Source organism: Pseudocitrobacter sp. RIT415 (assembly GCF_003057695.2).
GTDB classification, from domain to species: domain Bacteria; phylum Pseudomonadota; class Gammaproteobacteria; order Enterobacterales; family Enterobacteriaceae; genus Pseudocitrobacter; species Pseudocitrobacter faecalis.
Window position 1 is genome coordinate 128,490 of the sequence record NZ_QBJC02000011.1, and the last position, 16,836, is coordinate 145,325.

Genomic DNA, 16,836 nt, shown 5'->3' on the forward strand with positions numbered 1-16,836 from the left:
TATTTAGGGGTTTAGTGATGAAAAGACGTTCTTTACTGAAAGCTTTTGCCCTCTCCGCGACGTTTTTGAGCATGGGCATCTCGTTACAGGCATACGCAGCAGACACCATTAAAGTCGGCATCATGCACTCGCTCTCCGGCACGATGGCGATTTCAGAAACGCCGCTGAAGGATATGGCGCTGATGACCATTGATGAAATCAACGCCAAAGGCGGCGTGCTGGGTAAAAAGCTGGAGCCGGTGGTGGTTGATCCGGCGTCCAACTGGCCGCTGTTCGCGGAAAAGGCGCGCCAGCTGCTGAGCCAGGATAAAGCCGCCGTGGTGTTTGGCTGCTGGACGTCGGTGTCGCGCAAATCAGTGCTGCCGGTATTTGAAGAACTGAACGGCCTGCTGTTCTATCCGGTGCAGTACGAAGGTGAAGAGATGTCGCCGAACGTGTTCTATACCGGGGCCGCGCCGAATCAGCAGGCTATCCCGGCAGTGGAGTACATGATGAGCGAAGACGGCGGTGGCGCGAAGCGCTTCTTCCTGCTGGGCACCGACTACGTTTATCCGCGCACCACCAACAAAATTCTGCGCGCGTTCCTGCATTCAAAAGGCGTTCAGGATAAAGACATTGAAGAGGTGTATACGCCGTTTGGTTACAGCGACTATCAGACGATCGTCTCTAACATCAAAAAATTCTCCGCAGGCGGTAAAACGGCGGTGATCTCCACCATCAACGGTGACTCCAATGTTCCGTTCTACAAAGAGCTGGCAAATCAGGGCATTAAATCCACCGACGTGCCGGTGGTGGCGTTCTCTGTCGGCGAAGAGGAATTGCGCGGCATTGACACCAAACCGCTGGTGGGTCACCTGGCCGCGTGGAACTACTTTGAATCGGTCAGCAACCCGGTGAACAGCACATTCGTGGCGGATTATCGCGCCTATGCCAAAGCGCATAAATTACCGAACGCCGATACCGTGGTGACCAACGACCCGATGGAAGCGACCTATGTCGGTATCCACATGTGGGCTCAGGCGGTGGAAAAAGCAGGCACCACGGATGTTGATAAAGTGCGGGAAGCGATGGCGAATCAATCGTTTGCTGCGCCGAGCGGCTTCACCCTCACCATGGACGCTACTAATCACCACCTGCATAAACCGGTGATGATTGGCGAAATCGAAGATAACGGCCAGTTCAACGTCGTATGGCAGACCGAACAACCGGTGCGCGCGCAGCCGTGGAGCCCGTACATTCCGGGCAATGATAAAAAATCGGAAAGTCCGGTGAAGACGGGCGGTAAATAATCGCAGCGGTGGGGGCGGATGACGCCTCTGCCAACGGTTGGCTGGCCCGGCGTCGTCGGGCCACAAAAGAAGACACCGACACGATGAAAATTTTAAGCACTCTTTTTATTAGCTGTCTGTTGATGGCAACCTCGGCGCTGGCCGGCCCCGCCGAAGAGTACGGCAAGGCGAACCGCAGCCAGCAGGCGCAGTTGTTGCAACAGTGGGCGCAAACGCCGGACGCTTCCCGTCTGACGCTGTTACAGGCGTTGAACCGTGAAACGGTGGTGATGGACACCCAGGGGCAGCTTTTTTCACAACAACAGGGCACATTGACGCCGCTGGAGGGCGACGCTGTGCCCGCAGGCGCGACGAAAAAAGTGTTTATGAATAACCGCCTGCGTGGGCTGGTCGCCAGTGCGCTGTCGGCGCATCAACTGGTAAGCCCGGACGATGCTGTGCGGTTGCAGGCGGCGCAGGCGTTGCAGACCAGCGCGCAGGCAGATCAGTTGCCGTTTCTCAGCCAGCGTCTTGCTGCTGAAAAGAATAACGCCGTACATCAGGCGCTGGGTATCGCGGTCGCCGGATTACAGTTAACCGATAGCCGCCCGGCCCAGCGTTTGCAGGCGGTGAAATTACTGGGCGAGGCCAGCGACCCGCAGGTACAGGCGAGTCTGAACCGTCTCACCCAGCCAGAAAACGAACCGGATGCGGCGGTACGCGAGGCGGCTGCCGATAGCCTGAAACAGATCCAGCAACGCCTGAAATGGGGCGAATGGCTGGGGCTGGCGTTTAGTGGCTTATCACTGGGCTCGATTCTGCTGCTGGCGGCGCTGGGCCTGGCCATTACTTACGGCTTGCTGGGCGTTATCAATATGGCCCACGGAGAAATGCTGATGTTGGGCGCATACGCGACCTGGCTGGTGCAGGACGTCTTTGCCCGATACGCGCCGGACTGGCTGGCACTTTACCCACTGGCGGCGCTGCCGGTGGCGTTCGCCATCACCGCCGTGATCGGGATGCTGCTTGAGCGCACGATCATTCGCCATTTATATGGGCGACCGCTGGAAACGCTGCTGGCGACGTGGGGGATCAGCCTGATGCTGATCCAACTGGTGCGCGTAATATTTGGCACGCAGAACCTGGAAGTGGCGAACCCGGCGTGGTTATCGGGCGGCTGGAACGCGCTGCCGAATCTGGTGCTGCCGTACAACCGTATCGCGGTGATTGTTTTCGTGGCGGGCGTGCTGGCGCTGACCTGGTTGCTGCTCAATAAAACCCGTCTCGGAATGAACGTGCGGGCGGTCACACAGAATCGCCGGATGGCAGATTGCTGCGGCGTAGCGACCGGGCGCGTGGATATGCTGGCGTTTGGGCTGGGTTCCGGCATTGCCGGGTTGGGCGGCGTGGCGTTATCTCAGTTGGGCAATGTGGGGCCGGAGCTGGGACAGGGGTACATTATCGACTCCTTCCTGGTGGTGGTGACCGGCGGCGTTGGGCAACTGGCGGGCACCGTGGTGGCCGCGCTGGGACTGGGCGTGCTGAATAAGTTTCTCGAACCGCAGCTTGGTGCGGTGCTGGGTAAAATCGCCATCCTGGTGATGATTGTACTGTTTATCCAGAAGCGGCCACAGGGGCTGTTTGCCTTCAAGGGGAGGGTGATTGACTGATGAGCCAGCCACTGACACTGACTTTAGCCCGCCGCGCGCCGCGTGTGTCGGGCGCACTCGGCGCGTTGATTTTCATCGCGCTGCTGATTCTGCCGTTTCTGGCGCTGTTGCCTGCGGCGCATCCGCTGGCGATGTCAACCTACACGCTTACGCTAATCGGCAAAATTCTGTGCTATGCGATTGTCGCCGTGGCGCTGGATCTGGTGTGGGGCTACGCCGGTCTGCTCTCGCTTGGACACGGGTTATTCTTCGCCCTTGGCGGCTACGCGATGGGCATGTACCTGATGCGCCAGGCCGCGGGCGACAGCTTACCGGCGTTTATGTCATTTCTCTCGTGGACGGAACTGCCGTGGTTCTGGGTCGGTACCCAGCATTTTGCCTGGGCGCTGTGCCTGATCATTTTGGTACCTGGCCTGCTGGCGCTGCTGTTTGGCTACTTCGCTTTCCGCTCGCGGATTAAAGATGTCTACTTCTCGATCATGACACAGGCGCTGACCTACGCGGGTATGTTGCTATTTTTCCGTAACGAAACCGGTTTTGGCGGCAATAACGGCTTTACGGGATTCACCACCATTTTAGGCTTTCCGGTGTCGGCGACGGGCACGCGCATCGCGCTGTTTATCGCCACCGTGTTGCTGCTGGTGGCGGCGCTGGCAATTGGCGTGGCGCTGACTCGCAGCAAGTTTGGCCGGGTGCTGACCGGCGTGCGCGATGCGGAAAATCGCCTGATGTTCTGCGGCTACGATCCACGTGGTTTCAAGCTGTTCGTCTGGACGCTCTCGGCGGTATTGTGTGGTCTGGCGGGGGCGCTGTATGTGCCGCAGGTGGGCATTATCAACCCCAGTGAAATGTCGCCCACTAACTCTATTGAGGCGGCGATTTGGGTGGCGCTCGGTGGTCGCGGATCGCTGATTGGCCCGGTGCTGGGCGCGGGCATTGTGAACGGTGCGAAAAGCTGGTTTACCGTCGCCTTCCCGGACTACTGGCTCTTTTTCCTCGGCCTGATGTTTATTCTGGTGACCCTGTTTTTACCGCGCGGCGTGATTGGCCTGCTCAAACGGAGGAAGCATGACTGATTCCCTTTTTACCCAGCCGCTGCCACAAGACCGCTATCGCGATAAAACCGATCCGGTGCTGCAGCTGGAAAATATCAACGTTACGTTTGATGGGTTTCGCGCATTAACCGACCTCTCGTTGTCCATTGGCGTGGGTGAACTGCGCTGTGTGATTGGCCCTAACGGCGCGGGCAAAACCACGCTGATGGATGTGATCACCGGGAAAACGCAGCCAGATAATGGGCGGATTTTTTACGATCAGACTATCGATCTGCGCACCTTATCGCCCGTTGAGATTGCCCGCGCGGGGATTGGCCGCAAGTTTCAGAAACCCACCGTTTTTGGCGCGCTGACGGTGCTGGAAAACCTCGAAATCGCGCAAAAAAACGATAAATCCGTGTGGCACAGCCTGCGCGCTAAACTCAGCGGCGAGCAGCGGGATCGCATCAATGAAGTGCTGCATCTGCTGCGCCTTACCGACGCCAGCCAGCGCGCTGCGGGGTTGCTATCCCACGGGCAAAAGCAGTTTTTGGAAATTGGCATGCTGCTGGTGCAGGAGCCGCATCTGTTGCTGCTGGATGAACCCGCCGCCGGGCTGACGGATGCGGAAACGGAATACATCGCCGAACTGTTTCGGACGCTCGCTGGAAAGCACTCATTGATGGTGGTTGAGCACGATATGGGGTTTGTCGAGAGTATTGCCGACCACGTGACGGTGCTGCATCAGGGGCAGGTGCTGGCGGAGGGCTCGTTGCGCGACGTGCAGGCCAACGAGCAGGTTATCGACGTTTATCTGGGGCGCTAATATGTTGCAGGTTCAGGATCTTAATCAATATTACGGCGGCAGCCACATTCTGCGCGGCTTATCGTTCGACACCACGCCGGGTGAAATCACCTGCCTGTTAGGGCGTAACGGCGTGGGAAAAACCACACTGCTGAAATGTCTGATGGGCGTGATTCCGGCAAAATCCGGTGAGATCCGCTGGAAAGGGAAGGTGATTAACGGGATGAAGCCGCATCAGCGCGTGCAGCAAGGGATTGCGTATGTGCCGCAGGGGCGCGAAATATTCCCGCGTCTGACGGTAGAAGAAAACCTGTTGATGGGGCTGGCGCGTTTCTCCGGGCGTGACGCAAACGCGGTGCCGCAAGAGATCTATGAACTCTTCCCGGTGCTGCGTGAAATGAAACAGCGACGCGGCGGCGATTTGTCCGGCGGGCAACAGCAGCAACTGGCGATTGGCCGCGCGCTCGCCTGTCGGCCTGAACTGCTTATTCTTGATGAACCAACCGAAGGCATTCAGCCATCGGTCATCAAAGAGATTGGCGCGGTGATCAGAAGCCTCGCCAATCGCGGCGACATGGCGATTCTGCTGGTGGAGCAGTTTTATGACTTTGCCGCCGAACTTGCGGATAACTATCTGGTGATGTCGCGCGGAGCGATTATTCAGCGCGGGCGCGGTGATGAAATGGAGGCGCAGGGCGTGCGGGGGTTGGTGGCGATTTAGCGCGCCTGTTCCTCTTTCAGCCTTCGCCAGAAGGTGGTGCGGCTGACCCCCAGATAACGCGCGGCGGCGCTGCGATCGCCGCCACACTGCGCCAGCGCGTCGGTGGCTGACGGGGGAAATGTGAGCGTATTTTCCGCGTCATATAGCTCTGGCAGAAGTGCAGGGAGGTCCTGCTCATCGCCGATCATGTCGCTACTGAGCAGCAGCGCCAGCCGCTCGCAGAGATTGCGAAGTTCGCGAATGTTGCCAGGCCAGGCGTAGCGCAACAGCGGGGGCAGGCAGAGTGTGATGCGTCGATGAAGGGCGTCGCTCAGGGGCGAATCCAGTGCCGCCAGCGATTGCGTCAGGTAGCGTCGCGCCAGCAGGGCGATATCGTCACCACGCTCGCGCAGAGCGGGAATGCGTAGACGTAAGGCGCTCAGGCGGAAAAAGAGATCGGCACGAAAACGCCCCTCGGCAACCGCCTGTTGCAGATCGCAATGCGTTGCGCTTACCACGCGAAACGTAACGCTCAGCGGCTGTTGCCCCCCGACGCGCGTCACGCGCTTTTCCTCCAGTACGCGAAGCAAGCGCGTTTGCAGATGCAGCGGCATTTCACCAATTTCATCGAGAAACAGCGTTCCACCGTTGGCGGTTTCCAGCAAGCCGCTGCGCCCGCCGCGTCGCGAGCCGGTAAACGCGCCTTCTTCATAGCCAAACAACTCGGCTTCCAGCAACGACTCCGCTATTGCCCCGCAGTTGATCGCCACAAAGGGGGGCGAGCCACGGCCCGCGCGTGGGCGATGGCGGGCAAAATACTCCTGATGCAGCGCCTGCGCCGCCAGCTCTTTCCCGGTGCCGGTTTCGCCTTCAATTAACACCGCCGCCGGGGAACGCGCATAGAGCAGAATCGTTCGGCGCACCTGTTCCATTATTGCTGATTCACCGACCAGATCGCCCAGACCGTAGCGGGTACGCAGGGTGTCGCGTTGGGCGGTGCTGCGCACGGTGTCGGAAAAGCGGGTCATATCCAGCGCATCGCTGAACGCCTGGCGCACCGTGGCAGCCGAATAGAGAAAGACTGCCGCAAGCCCGGCCTCTTCGGCGAGTTCGGTCACTAGCCCGGCACCGACCACTACGCGGATCCCGGCGGCTTTCAACTCGGTTATCTGGCTACGGGCATCCTCTTCAGTGACATAGCTGCGCTGATCGAGCGGGAGATGAAAACTTTTCTGAAACTCCTGCAGCGCGGGAAGCGGCGCTTTGTAGGTGATGACGCCGATCCGGTCGGCCACGCGGCGTGCTTTGCCCAGCGCCTGTAACAGGTCAAATCCGCCGGGGTGGATAAGGATAACCGGCACCGAGAGGCGACTTTTCAAATACGCGCCGTTCGAACCGGCGGCAATAATCGCGTCGCAGTGTTCGGTGGCCAGTTTCTGGCGGATGTACTGCACCGCTTTCTCAAAACCGAGCTGAATCGGCGTAATGGTCGCCAGATGGTCGAACTCAAGGCTGATATCGCGGAACAGATCAAACAGGCGCGTCACTGAGACGGTCCAGATAACCGGTTTTGCCGCTGGCGTGATGTTATCGGTCATGACAACGCACTCACATGAGGGAGACCTGATCTGTTGTAGTTGTGTTTCATAGATGTTTCAAAATCAAGAGGCGAAACAATCCCTGAAACGTTAGCTGAAGCGCTTTACCCGCATGCTTACGCGATATCGCGTGAAGCAGTATATTCAACATGATGATTTTATTATCAATATTCTGCTGTTTTGTTTTTTGTGATCCCACGCAGCCGTTCTGGCACATCGCTTGCTCTTGTTTTGTTACGTGAAAGCAACATTTAAACAACAAAGAGGTGTGCATGAGCACTCAATCACCGGGTCAGGCGTTCCGCCAGGCACTGAGCAAAGAATCACCGCTGCAAATTGCAGGCACCATCAACGCAAACCACGCTTTGCTGGCGCAGCGGGCCGGGTTTCAGGCGATTTATCTCTCCGGCGGCGGCGTGGCGGCGGGGTCGCTTGGGCTGCCTGATTTAGGCATCACTGGTCTGGATGATGTGCTGACCGACATTCGCCGTATTACCGATGTCTGTTCGCTGCCGCTGCTGGTGGACGTTGATAGCGGGTTTGGCGCTTCGGCATTTAACGTGGCGCGTACGGTGAAATCGGTGAGTAAAGCCGGTGCGGCGGGGCTGCATATTGAAGATCAGGTGGGAGCGAAACGCTGCGGCCATCGCCCGAATAAAGAGATTGTCTCAACCGAAGAGATGGTCGATCGCATTAAAGCCGCCGTGGATGCCCGTACCGATCCGGACTTTGTGATTATGGCGCGTACCGACGCGCTGGCGGTGGAAGGGCTGGAGGCAGCCATCGAACGCGCCCGCGCCTATATCGAAGCCGGGGCCGACATGCTGTTCCCGGAAGCCATTACCGAGCTGTCGATGTATCGCCAGTTTGCCGATGCGGTGCAGGTACCGATTCTTGCCAATATCACCGAATTCGGTGCGACGCCGCTGTTCACCACTGACGAACTGCGCAGCGCGCACGTGGCGATGGCGCTTTATCCGCTGTCGGCCTTCCGCGCCATGAACCGCGCCGCGGAACAGGTCTATAACGTCCTGCGACAGGAAGGCACGCAGAAGAGCGTTATCGACATTATGCAGACCCGCAGCGAACTCTACGAAAGCATCAACTACTACCAGTTTGAAGAGAAACTCGACGCCCTGTTTGCCAGCAAACGCGGCAAGTAAACGGTTTTACCCTACACAACATAATAATGACGAGGCCAGTATGAGCGAAGCGACCATTTTGCAAAACACGACTGCCACAAAACCGAAAAAATCCGTGGCGCTCTCCGGGGTGCCTGCCGGAAATACCGCCCTCTGTTCCGTGGGCAAAAGCGGCAACGATCTGCACTACCGCGGCTATGACATTCTCGACCTTGCGAAGCACTGCGAGTTTGAAGAGGTGGCGTATCTGCTGATTCACGGCAAACTGCCTAATCGTGATGAACTGCATGCCTACAAAACGCGGCTGAAAGCGCTGCGTGGCTTACCTGCTAATGTGCGGGTCGTGCTGGAATCATTGCCAGCGGCATCGCACCCTATGGATGTGTTACGTACCGGCGTCTCCGCGCTGGGCTGTACATTGCCAGAGAAAGAGGAACATTCGGTATCCGGCGCACGCGATATCGCGGACAAACTGCTGGCGTCGCTCGGCTCCATTCTTCTCTACTGGTATCACTACAGCCACAACGGTGAGCGTATTCAGCCGGAAACCGATGACGACTCCATTGGTGGTCATTTTTTGCACCTGCTGCACGGACACAAACCGCCACAAAGCCAGGTGAAGGCGATGCACGCCTCGCTGATCCTCTACGCCGAACACGAATTTAACGCCTCAACGTTTGCCTCGCGGGTGATAGCCGGAACCGGTTCGGATATCTATTCCGCCATTATCGGCGGGATTGGAGCGCTGCGCGGGCCGAAGCACGGCGGGGCCAATGAAGTGTCGCTCGATATTCAGCAACGCTATGAAACGCCGGACGAAGCCGAGCAGGATATTCGCCGCCGTATCGACAACAAAGAAGTGGTTATCGGCTTCGGTCACCCGGTGTATACGATCTCCGACCCGCGCCATCAGGTGATCAAAACCATCGCCCATCAGCTTTCCCGTGAAGCGGGTTCCATGAAGATGTATGACATCGCCGACCGCCTGGAAACGGTGATGTGGGAAACCAAGAAGATGTTCCCCAATCTCGATTGGTTCTCGGCAGTTTCCTACAACATGATGGGCGTGCCCACCGCGATGTTCACGCCGCTGTTTGTGATGGCGCGTGTGACGGGCTGGTCGGCCCACGTCATAGAACAGCGCCAGGACAATAAAATCATCCGCCCGTCAGCCAACTATACCGGGCCGGAAGATAAACCTTTTGTCGCGCTGGAAAATCGCCAGTGATTCATCTGCTTACCTCTGACAATAACGAAAACGGGAAAACCAATATGTCTCAACCGATGACCAATCTTCATCAGGCATTCGACCAGGAAATCGTCGATATCGTGGATTACGTGATGAATTATCAGATTGATTCTGGCGTTGCGTGGAATACCGCGCATTACTGCCTGCTCGACACGCTGGGCTGCGGGCTGGAAGCACTGGAGTATCCGGCATGTAAAAAACTGATGGGGCCGATTGTGCCGGGAACGGTGGTGCCCAACGGCGCCAAAGTACCGGGCACCCAGTTCCAGCTCGATCCGGTGCAGGCGGCTTTTAACATTGGCGCGATGATCCGCTGGCTCGATTTCAACGATACCTGGCTGGCGGCGGAGTGGGGGCATCCCTCTGACAATCTCGGCGGAATTCTGGCGGTCGCCGACTGGCTGTCGCGTAACGCGGTAGCCGCAGGTAAAGCGCCACTCACCATGCAGAAAGTGCTGGCGGGCATGATTAAGGCACATGAAATTCAGGGCTGCATTGCGCTGGAAAACGCTTTTAACAAGGTGGGGCTGGATCATGTGCTGCTGGTGAAAGTGGCCTCGACAGCGGTGGTGGCTGAGATGCTCGGCCTGAGCCGTGATGAGATCTTAAACGCCGTTTCTTTGGCGTGGGTTGATGGGCAGTCGCTGCGTACCTATCGGCATGCCCCGAATACCGGCACGCGTAAATCCTGGGCGGCGGGTGACGCCACATCACGCGCGGTGCGGCTGGCACTGATGGCGCAGACGGGTGAGATGGGGTATCCCACGGCGCTGACCGCCAAAACCTGGGGCTTCTATGATGTCTCATTTAAAGGGGAAACGTTCCGCTTCCAGCGTCCTTACGGCAGCTACGTGATGGAGAACGTGCTGTTTAAAATCTCCTTCCCGGCAGAGTTCCACTCGCAAACAGCCGTGGAAGCCGCGATGACGTTACATCAAAAAATGGTCGCGGCGGGGAAAACCGCGGCGGATATTGAGCGCGTGACTATTCGCACGCATGAAGCCTGTATTCGTATTATCGATAAAAAAGGGCCACTTACTAACCCCGCTGACCGCGATCACTGCATTCAGTATATGGTGGCGATCCCGCTGCTGTTCGGGCGTCTCACTGCCGCAGATTACGAAGAGAATATCGCCTGCGACCCGCGCATTGATATTCTGCGCGCCAAAACCCATTGTCACGAAGACCCGGCGTTTACCCGCGATTATCACGATCCGCAAAAACGCTCAATTGCCAATGCCTTAACCGTCGAGTTTTCGGACGGTAGCCGCTTTGAGGAAGTGGTGGTGGAGTATCCGATTGGCCACGCCCGTCGCCGTGAAGAGGGGATCCCGCTGCTGATCGAGAAATTTAAAACCAACCTGGCGCGCCAGTTCCCGGCGCGTCAGCAGCAACGCATTCTGGAGGCCTCCCTGGACCGTCAGCGTCTGGAGCAGATGCCGGTCAACGCGTTCCTCGATCTGTTCGTCATCTGATCCGTTCAGAAGGAGACTTCGATGTCTTATGAGACGTTCTATCAGCGGTCGATTGACGACCCGGAGGCATTCTGGGCCGAGCAGGCCCGGCGCATCGACTGGCATACGCCGTTTACACGCACGCTCAACTATGACAATCCGCCGTTTGCCCGCTGGTTTTGTGGCGGTACGACTAACTTATGCCATAACGCGATCGATCGCTGGCTTGCCACACAACCGGAGGCGCTGGCGTTGATTGCCGTGTCGGCGGAAACCGGTGAGGAGCGAACATTTACTTTCCGCGAGCTGCACGCCGAGGTGAATCGCACGGCAGCGATGCTGCAAACGCTTGGCGTCTCCCGCGGCGACCGGGTGCTGGTGTATATGCCGATGATCGCCGAAGCGCATATTACGCTGCTGGCCTGCGCACGCATTGGCGCGATTCACTCGGTGGTGTTTGGCGGGTTCGCCTCGCACAGCCTGGCGGCGCGGATTGATGATGCGCGTCCGGTGCTGATCGTCTCTGCGGATGGCGGATCGCGCGGGGGCAAAGTGATCCCTTATAAAAAACTGCTCGACGATGCCATTTCGCTGGCGGAACATCCGCCAAAACGGGTGCTGCTGGTGGATCGCGGGCTGGCGCCGATGCAGCGTGTGGCTGAACGTGATGTGGATTACGCGACGCTGCGTGAGCAGCATCTCGATGCCCTGGTGCCGGTTGTCTGGTTAGAATCGAGCGAAACCTCCTGCATTCTCTACACCTCCGGCACCACCGGCAAACCGAAGGGCGTTCAGCGCGATGTCGGTGGTTATGCCGTGGCGCTGGCGACGACGATGGCGACGATTTTTGGCGGTAAAGCGGGCGGTGTCTTCTTCTGCACCTCGGATATTGGCTGGGTAGTGGGGCATTCGTATATCGTCTATGCGCCGCTGCTGGCGGGCATGGCGACGGTGGTTTTTGAAGGTACCCCGACCTGGCCGGATTGTAGCGTCTGGTGGAAGATCGTTGAAAAGTATCAGGTTAGCCGAATGTTTTCGGCACCGACCGCTATCCGTGTGCTGAAAAAATTCCCGACTGCGCAAATTCGCAACCACGATATATCGTCGCTGGAAGTGCTGTATCTCGCCGGGGAACCGCTGGATGAACCAACCGCCAGTTGGGTGACCGAAACGCTGGGCATCCCGGTCATCGACAACTACTGGCAGACGGAATCTGGCTGGCCAATTATGGCGATCGCCCGCGAGCTTAGCGATCGCCCGACACGCCTCGGCAGCCCCGGCGTGCCGATGTTCGGCTATCACGTTAAATTGCTCAACGAACATACCGGCCAGGAATGCGCGGCGAATGAAAAGGGCATGGTGGTGATTGAAGGGCCGCTGCCGCCGGGCTGTATTCAGACCATCTGGGGCAATGATGAGCGTTTCGTCAATACCTACTGGTCGCTGTTCGACCGCCCGGTCTACGCAACCTTTGACTGGGGGATTCGGGATGATGACGGTTATTACTTTATCCTCGGGCGCACGGACGATGTGATTAATATCGCCGGACACCGCCTCGGCACGCGCGAGATTGAGGAGAGCATCTCCGGCTACGGTAACGTCGCGGAAGTCGCGGTAGTGGGCGTAAAGGATGCGGTAAAAGGGCAGGTTGCCGTGGCGTTTGTTATTCCTAAACAGGGTGATAGTCTGCTGCTACGCGATGTGGCGAAGGAGGAAGAGCAGGCAATCCAGCATCGGGTGGATGACCAGATTGGCCATTTCGGACGACCGGCGCGGATTTACTTTGTTTCACAATTGCCGAAAACGCGATCCGGCAAAATGCTCAGGCGTGCGATGCAGGCGATTTGTGAGGGAAGAGACCCAGGTGATTTAACCACGATTGAGGATCCGAATGCGCTGGTGGAGATAAGACGGGCGCTGGGGGAGTGAGGGTAGATTGTGAAAATCCACGCGAGTGCGTGGATTTTTTCAGGCTGCAGGAGTCGCCAGATTGTCATCGTACGTTTCTTAATTGCCGTCATACTTTGCCCTGGCAACCCTGAAATTATCAGTGGATGTGATGATCCACGACCACAATGGCAACATCTGCAGAAGCATCTCTTTTCCCATATCCGTAATCGCGTAAACCACTCTTGGCAATTTTTCCTGATAATCACAGCGAGAGATAAGCCCATCCCGCTCAAGATGTCGTAGGGTTCGGGTCAGCATTCTTTGAGTCACACCCGTAAGATTGCGTCGTATCTCGCCATAACGAAGCGCGCCGCCAGTACCCAGAATGTGTAACACTCCCAGCGACCAGCGATTACCAACATGGGCAAGGATCTCACGCTTCAAACCTTCATCGTCGTGGCTTAATTCGTCGCAAAATTCTTTTGAAAACTTCAGCAATGCTTCCTGTTCAGACGTCATCCCGCCTCCGGTATCATTCATGTGCCTAATTGAGCCAGACCCTGTCAGATGTCAGGATGACCCTGTACTACGACAGGAGACAAGCATGAAGCGTGAAAATAAATCTGTAAATACAGTGCTTATCCTCGGCGCGGGGGAACTCGGCATCCAGGTTATCCGGGCGATGAGTGACAAAGCTCAACATGGGCAGGTGAAAATCAGTGTGTTACTCAGAAAAGAGGCGGCTAACGCCATTTCAGGCTCGCGTAAGGATAGGCTTGATGAGCTAATGAAACTGGGCGTGACGGTCGTCATAGGGGATCTGGAGAAAAATGATTGTTCAGAGCTGAGTAAGATCTTTGCTTCTTTTGATGCGGTTATCAACTGCAGTGGTTTTGTCGGAGGGCCGGGCACGCAGATGAAGGTGACGCAGGCGGTATTGGACGCAGGCGTAGAACGCTATTTCCCGTGGCAGTTCGGCGTAGATTATGATGTCATCGGCAAAGGTAGCGGACAACAGGTATGGGATGAGCAGCTTGACGTTCGCCATCTGCTGCGGGGGCAGAACGCAACTGAGTGGGTCATTGTTTCTACCGGTATTTTTACCAGCTACCTCTTTGAGCCCAGTTTTGGTGTCGTTGATACCCAAAGAAAAACGGTTTATGGCCTGGGTGACTGGCAGTATGCAATCACGCTGACTACCCCTGAAGATATCGGTCGGCTGACGGCAACGATATTCTTTCATCAACCCGCTTTTCGTAATGAGATTGTCTATATCGCCGGGGATACGCTCACCTATAATCAGTTGGCTGATTTAATGCAGGAGCACTGGAAAACAGAAGTAAAAAGAGAATTACGCGTCAGAAAACAGCTTCAGGATGAGGTGCGCGATAATCCTGATGATGTGGGCGCAAAATACCGGCTAGCTTTCGCCAGACCTGACGGCGTCGCGTGGGATAAAAAAACAACTTTCAATTATCTGCACGGTATCAACACGACCACGGCGGCGCAGTGGCTCATAAAGCAGGCATGACATTAAAAAAATCCACGCATTCGCGTGGATTTTTTATGACATTGATGAGAACTAACTGTCTTAGACGTTGAACAAGAAGTTCATCACATCGCCATCTTTCACGATGTAATCTTTCCCTTCTGCACGCATTTTGCCGGCTTCTTTTGCACCCTGTTCACCTTTATAGGTGATGAAGTCTTCAAACGCGATGGTCTGGGCGCGGATGAAGCCTTTTTCAAAGTCGGTGTGGATTTTACCGGCTGCCTGCGGTGCCGTCGCGCCGACAGGAATTGTCCATGCGCGCACTTCTTTCACGCCCGCAGTGAAGTAGGTTTGCAGGTTCAGCAGGGCGTAACCTGCGCGGATCACGCGGTTCAGGCCCGGCTCTTCAAGGCCCAGTTCCTGCATGAATTCGTCGCGCTCTTCGTCGTCAAGCTCGGCGATATCAGATTCGACAGCAGCACACACCGGAACGACCACAGAACCTTCGGCAGCAGCGATTTCGCGCACTTTATCCAGGTATGGGTTGTTCTCGAAGCCGTCTTCGTTGACGTTAGCGATGTACATGGTCGGCTTCAGGGTCAGGAAGCTCAGGTAGCGGATAGCGGCTTTATCTTCGTCGCTTAAATCCAGCGCGCGCAGCATGCCGGCGTTTTCCAGCTGCGGCAGGCATTTTTCCAGAGCCGCCAGTTCCGCTTTTGCATCTTTGTCGCCGCCTTTGGCTTTCTTCTGCACACGGTGAATCGCGCGTTCGCAGGTATCAAGGTCAGAGAGCGCCAGTTCGGTGTTGATAACGTCGATATCTTCTGCCGGATCCACTTTGCCGGAAACATGGATGATATTGTCGTTTTCGAAGCAGCGAACCACGTGGCCAATCGCTTCCGTTTCGCGGATGTTGGTCAGGAACTGGTTGCCCAGACCTTCACCTTTGGACGCGCCTTTTACCAGGCCTGCGATGTCGACGAATTCCATGGTGGTTGGCAGGATGCGCTGGGGTTTAACGATCTCAGCCAGCTGGTCCAGACGCGGGTCGGGCATGGGTACAACACCGGTGTTCGGCTCAATGGTACAGAACGGGAAGTTCGCCGCTTCAATACCTGCTTTTGTGAGCGCATTGAACAGGGTGGATTTGCCCACGTTAGGCAAACCGACGATACCGCATTTAAATCCCATGTTTAAATCACCTTAATCTTTTGATAATCAACCTGTTAGAGATAACAGGTATCAGAAAAGTAAATAACTCTGCCTATTATACACGGCATGCGGCAAAAATGCCGCAGTTCAACGGTTATTGCGCCTTAAAGGCGTGCAAACGGTTGGTGGCTTTGGTTAAGCCATCTTTCAGCCAGATTTCCGTACAGCGGGCTGCTTCGTCTACCGCTTCGTCGATCAGCTTCTGTTCAGATGCCTGCGGTTTGCCGAGAACAAAACCGACAACCTTGTTTTTATCGCCCGGATGGCCAATTCCAATGCGTAAGCGATGAAAATTGGGGTTATTACCCAGTTTGCTGATGATGTCTTTCAATCCATTATGGCCGCCATGACCACCGCCGAGCTTAAACTTCGCCACACCCGGGGGCAGGTCGAGTTCATCGTGCGCCACCAGAATTTCATCCGGATTAATACGATAGAACGTTGCCAGCGCGGCGACGGCTTTGCCACTCAGGTTCATGAATGTGGTTGGCACCAGCAGACGCACGTCTTCACCCGCAAGATTAATGCGCGAGGTGTAGCCAAAAAACTTACTTTCTTCTTTCAGCGGGGCACGTGCGCGCTCCGCCAGCAAATCGACATACCAGGCACCCGCGTTATGGCGCGTCGCAGCATACTCTGCGCCGGGGTTAGCCAGGCCGACAATCAGTTTAATCGTCACGTTATTATTCCTGCACTGGTCGTATTTCTGGCGCGTAGTTTACGTGGTGATCGCGCACTTGACAAAAATAAGCGCCCAAAGCGGCAAAAACTGAATAGTTCATTCGGGTGACCATTCGGACTTGATGTAATTCAGTAACTTAAATGTAAAGTTTTGTTGCGTTAATGTTCGTAATTGCGATCACCATCGCACAAATTGCCAAAAGTGGTGTCTATACTTTACACACAAGGAGAAGGGATATTTCCCTTAAGCCCAAAAGCTCGGAGGTGACATATGAAACGTAAAAACGCTTCGTTACTCGGTAATGTGCTCATGGGTCTGGGCCTGGTCGTGATGGTCGGCGGTGTCGGCTACTCTATCTTAAACCAGTTGCCACAGTTCAATTTGCCACAGTTTTTCGCGCATGGTGCTGTGTTAAGCATCTTTATCGGCGCAATCCTCTGGCTTGCCGGGGCGCGTGTCGGCGGACACGAACAGGTTTGCGACAGATACTGGTGGGTACGCCATTATGATAAACGTTGTCGCCGAGACAAACGCACCAGTCACTGATATCTGATAAAAAAAATGGCTCCCGAAGGAGTAATGCCAGTCAGTTAAGCGACTGACTGGCTCTTTTTATGCGCTTTTGGATACTTCCAGGGCC

At 56.2% G+C, this 16,836-nt stretch carries 15 protein-coding genes; 11 read left to right on the forward strand and 4 right to left on the reverse strand.

Annotation, left to right across the window (positions count from 1 at the left end; all coding sequences use genetic code 11):
- Window positions 1-17 precede the first annotated feature (17 nt).
- The 5 genes from urtA to urtE all read left to right on the forward strand — a co-directional run bounded on the left by urtA (window position 18) and on the right by urtE (window position 5,498).
- On the forward strand, window positions 18-1,289 hold the full coding sequence (urtA, locus tag DBY68_RS13055; protein WP_108475364.1) for an urea ABC transporter substrate-binding protein: 1,272 nt from the start codon (window positions 18-20) through the stop codon (window positions 1,287-1,289).
- An 83-nt stretch (window positions 1,290-1,372) separates the two neighbouring features.
- A complete protein-coding gene (gene urtB / locus DBY68_RS13060) occupies window positions 1,373-2,938 on the forward strand; it encodes an urea ABC transporter permease subunit UrtB (RefSeq protein ID WP_108475391.1) in 1,566 nt (521 codons plus the stop codon).
- Window positions 2,938-4,014: an urea ABC transporter permease subunit UrtC gene (urtC, locus tag DBY68_RS13065; RefSeq protein WP_108475365.1), complete on the forward strand. Its 1,077-nt coding sequence runs from the start codon at window positions 2,938-2,940 to the stop codon at window positions 4,012-4,014. The genes urtB and urtC overlap by 1 nt, the downstream gene beginning before the upstream one ends.
- Window positions 4,007-4,798 (forward strand): urea ABC transporter ATP-binding protein UrtD, encoded by a 792-nt coding sequence (urtD, locus tag DBY68_RS13070; RefSeq protein ID WP_108475366.1) that lies wholly within the window; start codon window positions 4,007-4,009, stop codon window positions 4,796-4,798. Before urtC ends, urtD begins: the two co-directional genes overlap by 8 nt.
- A gap of 1 nt (window position 4,799) precedes the next feature.
- A complete protein-coding gene (gene urtE, locus DBY68_RS13075; RefSeq protein ID WP_108475367.1) occupies window positions 4,800-5,498 on the forward strand; it encodes an urea ABC transporter ATP-binding subunit UrtE in 699 nt (232 codons plus the stop codon).
- Here the strand turns inward: urtE and prpR are convergent.
- Window positions 5,495-7,075 carry a propionate catabolism operon regulatory protein PrpR gene (gene prpR, locus DBY68_RS13080; RefSeq protein WP_108475368.1) on the reverse strand — a complete coding sequence of 527 codons (1,581 nt, stop codon included), beginning with the start codon at window positions 7,073-7,075 and terminating at the stop codon, window positions 5,495-5,497. The genes urtE and prpR overlap by 4 nt on opposite strands.
- 272 nt (window positions 7,076-7,347) lie before the next feature.
- On the opposite strand from prpR, the gene prpB reads away from it, so the two are divergent.
- The 4 genes from prpB to prpE are packed head-to-tail and all read left to right on the forward strand — an operon-like array spanning window position 7,348 to window position 12,849.
- The gene (gene prpB, locus DBY68_RS13090) at window positions 7,348-8,238 is read left to right on the forward strand and encodes a methylisocitrate lyase (protein ID WP_108475370.1); all 891 of its coding nucleotides are present in this window, start codon (window positions 7,348-7,350) and stop codon (window positions 8,236-8,238) included.
- A 40-nt stretch (window positions 8,239-8,278) separates the two neighbouring features.
- Window positions 8,279-9,445 carry a 2-methylcitrate synthase gene (gene prpC, locus DBY68_RS13095; RefSeq protein ID WP_108475371.1) on the forward strand — a complete coding sequence of 389 codons (1,167 nt, stop codon included), beginning with the start codon at window positions 8,279-8,281 and terminating at the stop codon, window positions 9,443-9,445.
- Between the two features lie 44 nt (window positions 9,446-9,489).
- The gene (locus DBY68_RS13100; RefSeq protein ID WP_108475392.1) at window positions 9,490-10,941 is read left to right on the forward strand and encodes a bifunctional 2-methylcitrate dehydratase/aconitate hydratase; all 1,452 of its coding nucleotides are present in this window, start codon (window positions 9,490-9,492) and stop codon (window positions 10,939-10,941) included.
- 21 nt (window positions 10,942-10,962) lie between these two features.
- On the forward strand, window positions 10,963-12,849 hold the full coding sequence (gene prpE, locus DBY68_RS13105; protein ID WP_108475372.1) for a propionate--CoA ligase: 1,887 nt from the start codon (window positions 10,963-10,965) through the stop codon (window positions 12,847-12,849).
- Window positions 12,850-12,927: 78 nt separating this feature from the next.
- On the opposite strand, the gene DBY68_RS13110 is transcribed toward prpE, so the two are convergent.
- The gene (locus tag DBY68_RS13110; protein WP_108475373.1) at window positions 12,928-13,329 is read right to left on the reverse strand and encodes a helix-turn-helix domain-containing protein; all 402 of its coding nucleotides are present in this window, start codon (window positions 13,327-13,329) and stop codon (window positions 12,928-12,930) included.
- Between the two features lie 85 nt (window positions 13,330-13,414).
- Between DBY68_RS13110 and DBY68_RS13115 the strand changes: the two genes are divergently transcribed.
- Window positions 13,415-14,341, forward strand: a complete 927-nt coding sequence (locus DBY68_RS13115; RefSeq protein WP_108475374.1) for an aromatic alcohol reductase — start codon at window positions 13,415-13,417, stop codon at window positions 14,339-14,341.
- A gap of 60 nt (window positions 14,342-14,401) precedes the next feature.
- Here DBY68_RS13115 and ychF read toward each other — a convergent pair whose 3' ends face one another.
- Complete coding sequence (gene ychF / locus DBY68_RS13120) at window positions 14,402-15,493, reverse strand: redox-regulated ATPase YchF (RefSeq protein WP_108475375.1); 1,092 nt, start codon at window positions 15,491-15,493, stop codon at window positions 14,402-14,404.
- Window positions 15,494-15,608: 115 nt separating this feature from the next.
- Window positions 15,609-16,193, reverse strand: a complete 585-nt coding sequence (gene pth / locus DBY68_RS13125) for an aminoacyl-tRNA hydrolase (protein ID WP_108475376.1) — start codon at window positions 16,191-16,193, stop codon at window positions 15,609-15,611.
- A 273-nt stretch (window positions 16,194-16,466) separates the two neighbouring features.
- Here pth and ychH point away from each other — a divergent pair, with 273 nt between their 5' ends.
- Entirely contained in the window at window positions 16,467-16,742 is a 276-nt protein-coding gene (ychH, locus tag DBY68_RS13130; RefSeq protein WP_108475377.1) for a stress-induced protein YchH, read from the forward strand.
- The last annotated feature ends 94 nt before the right edge of the window (window positions 16,743-16,836 follow it).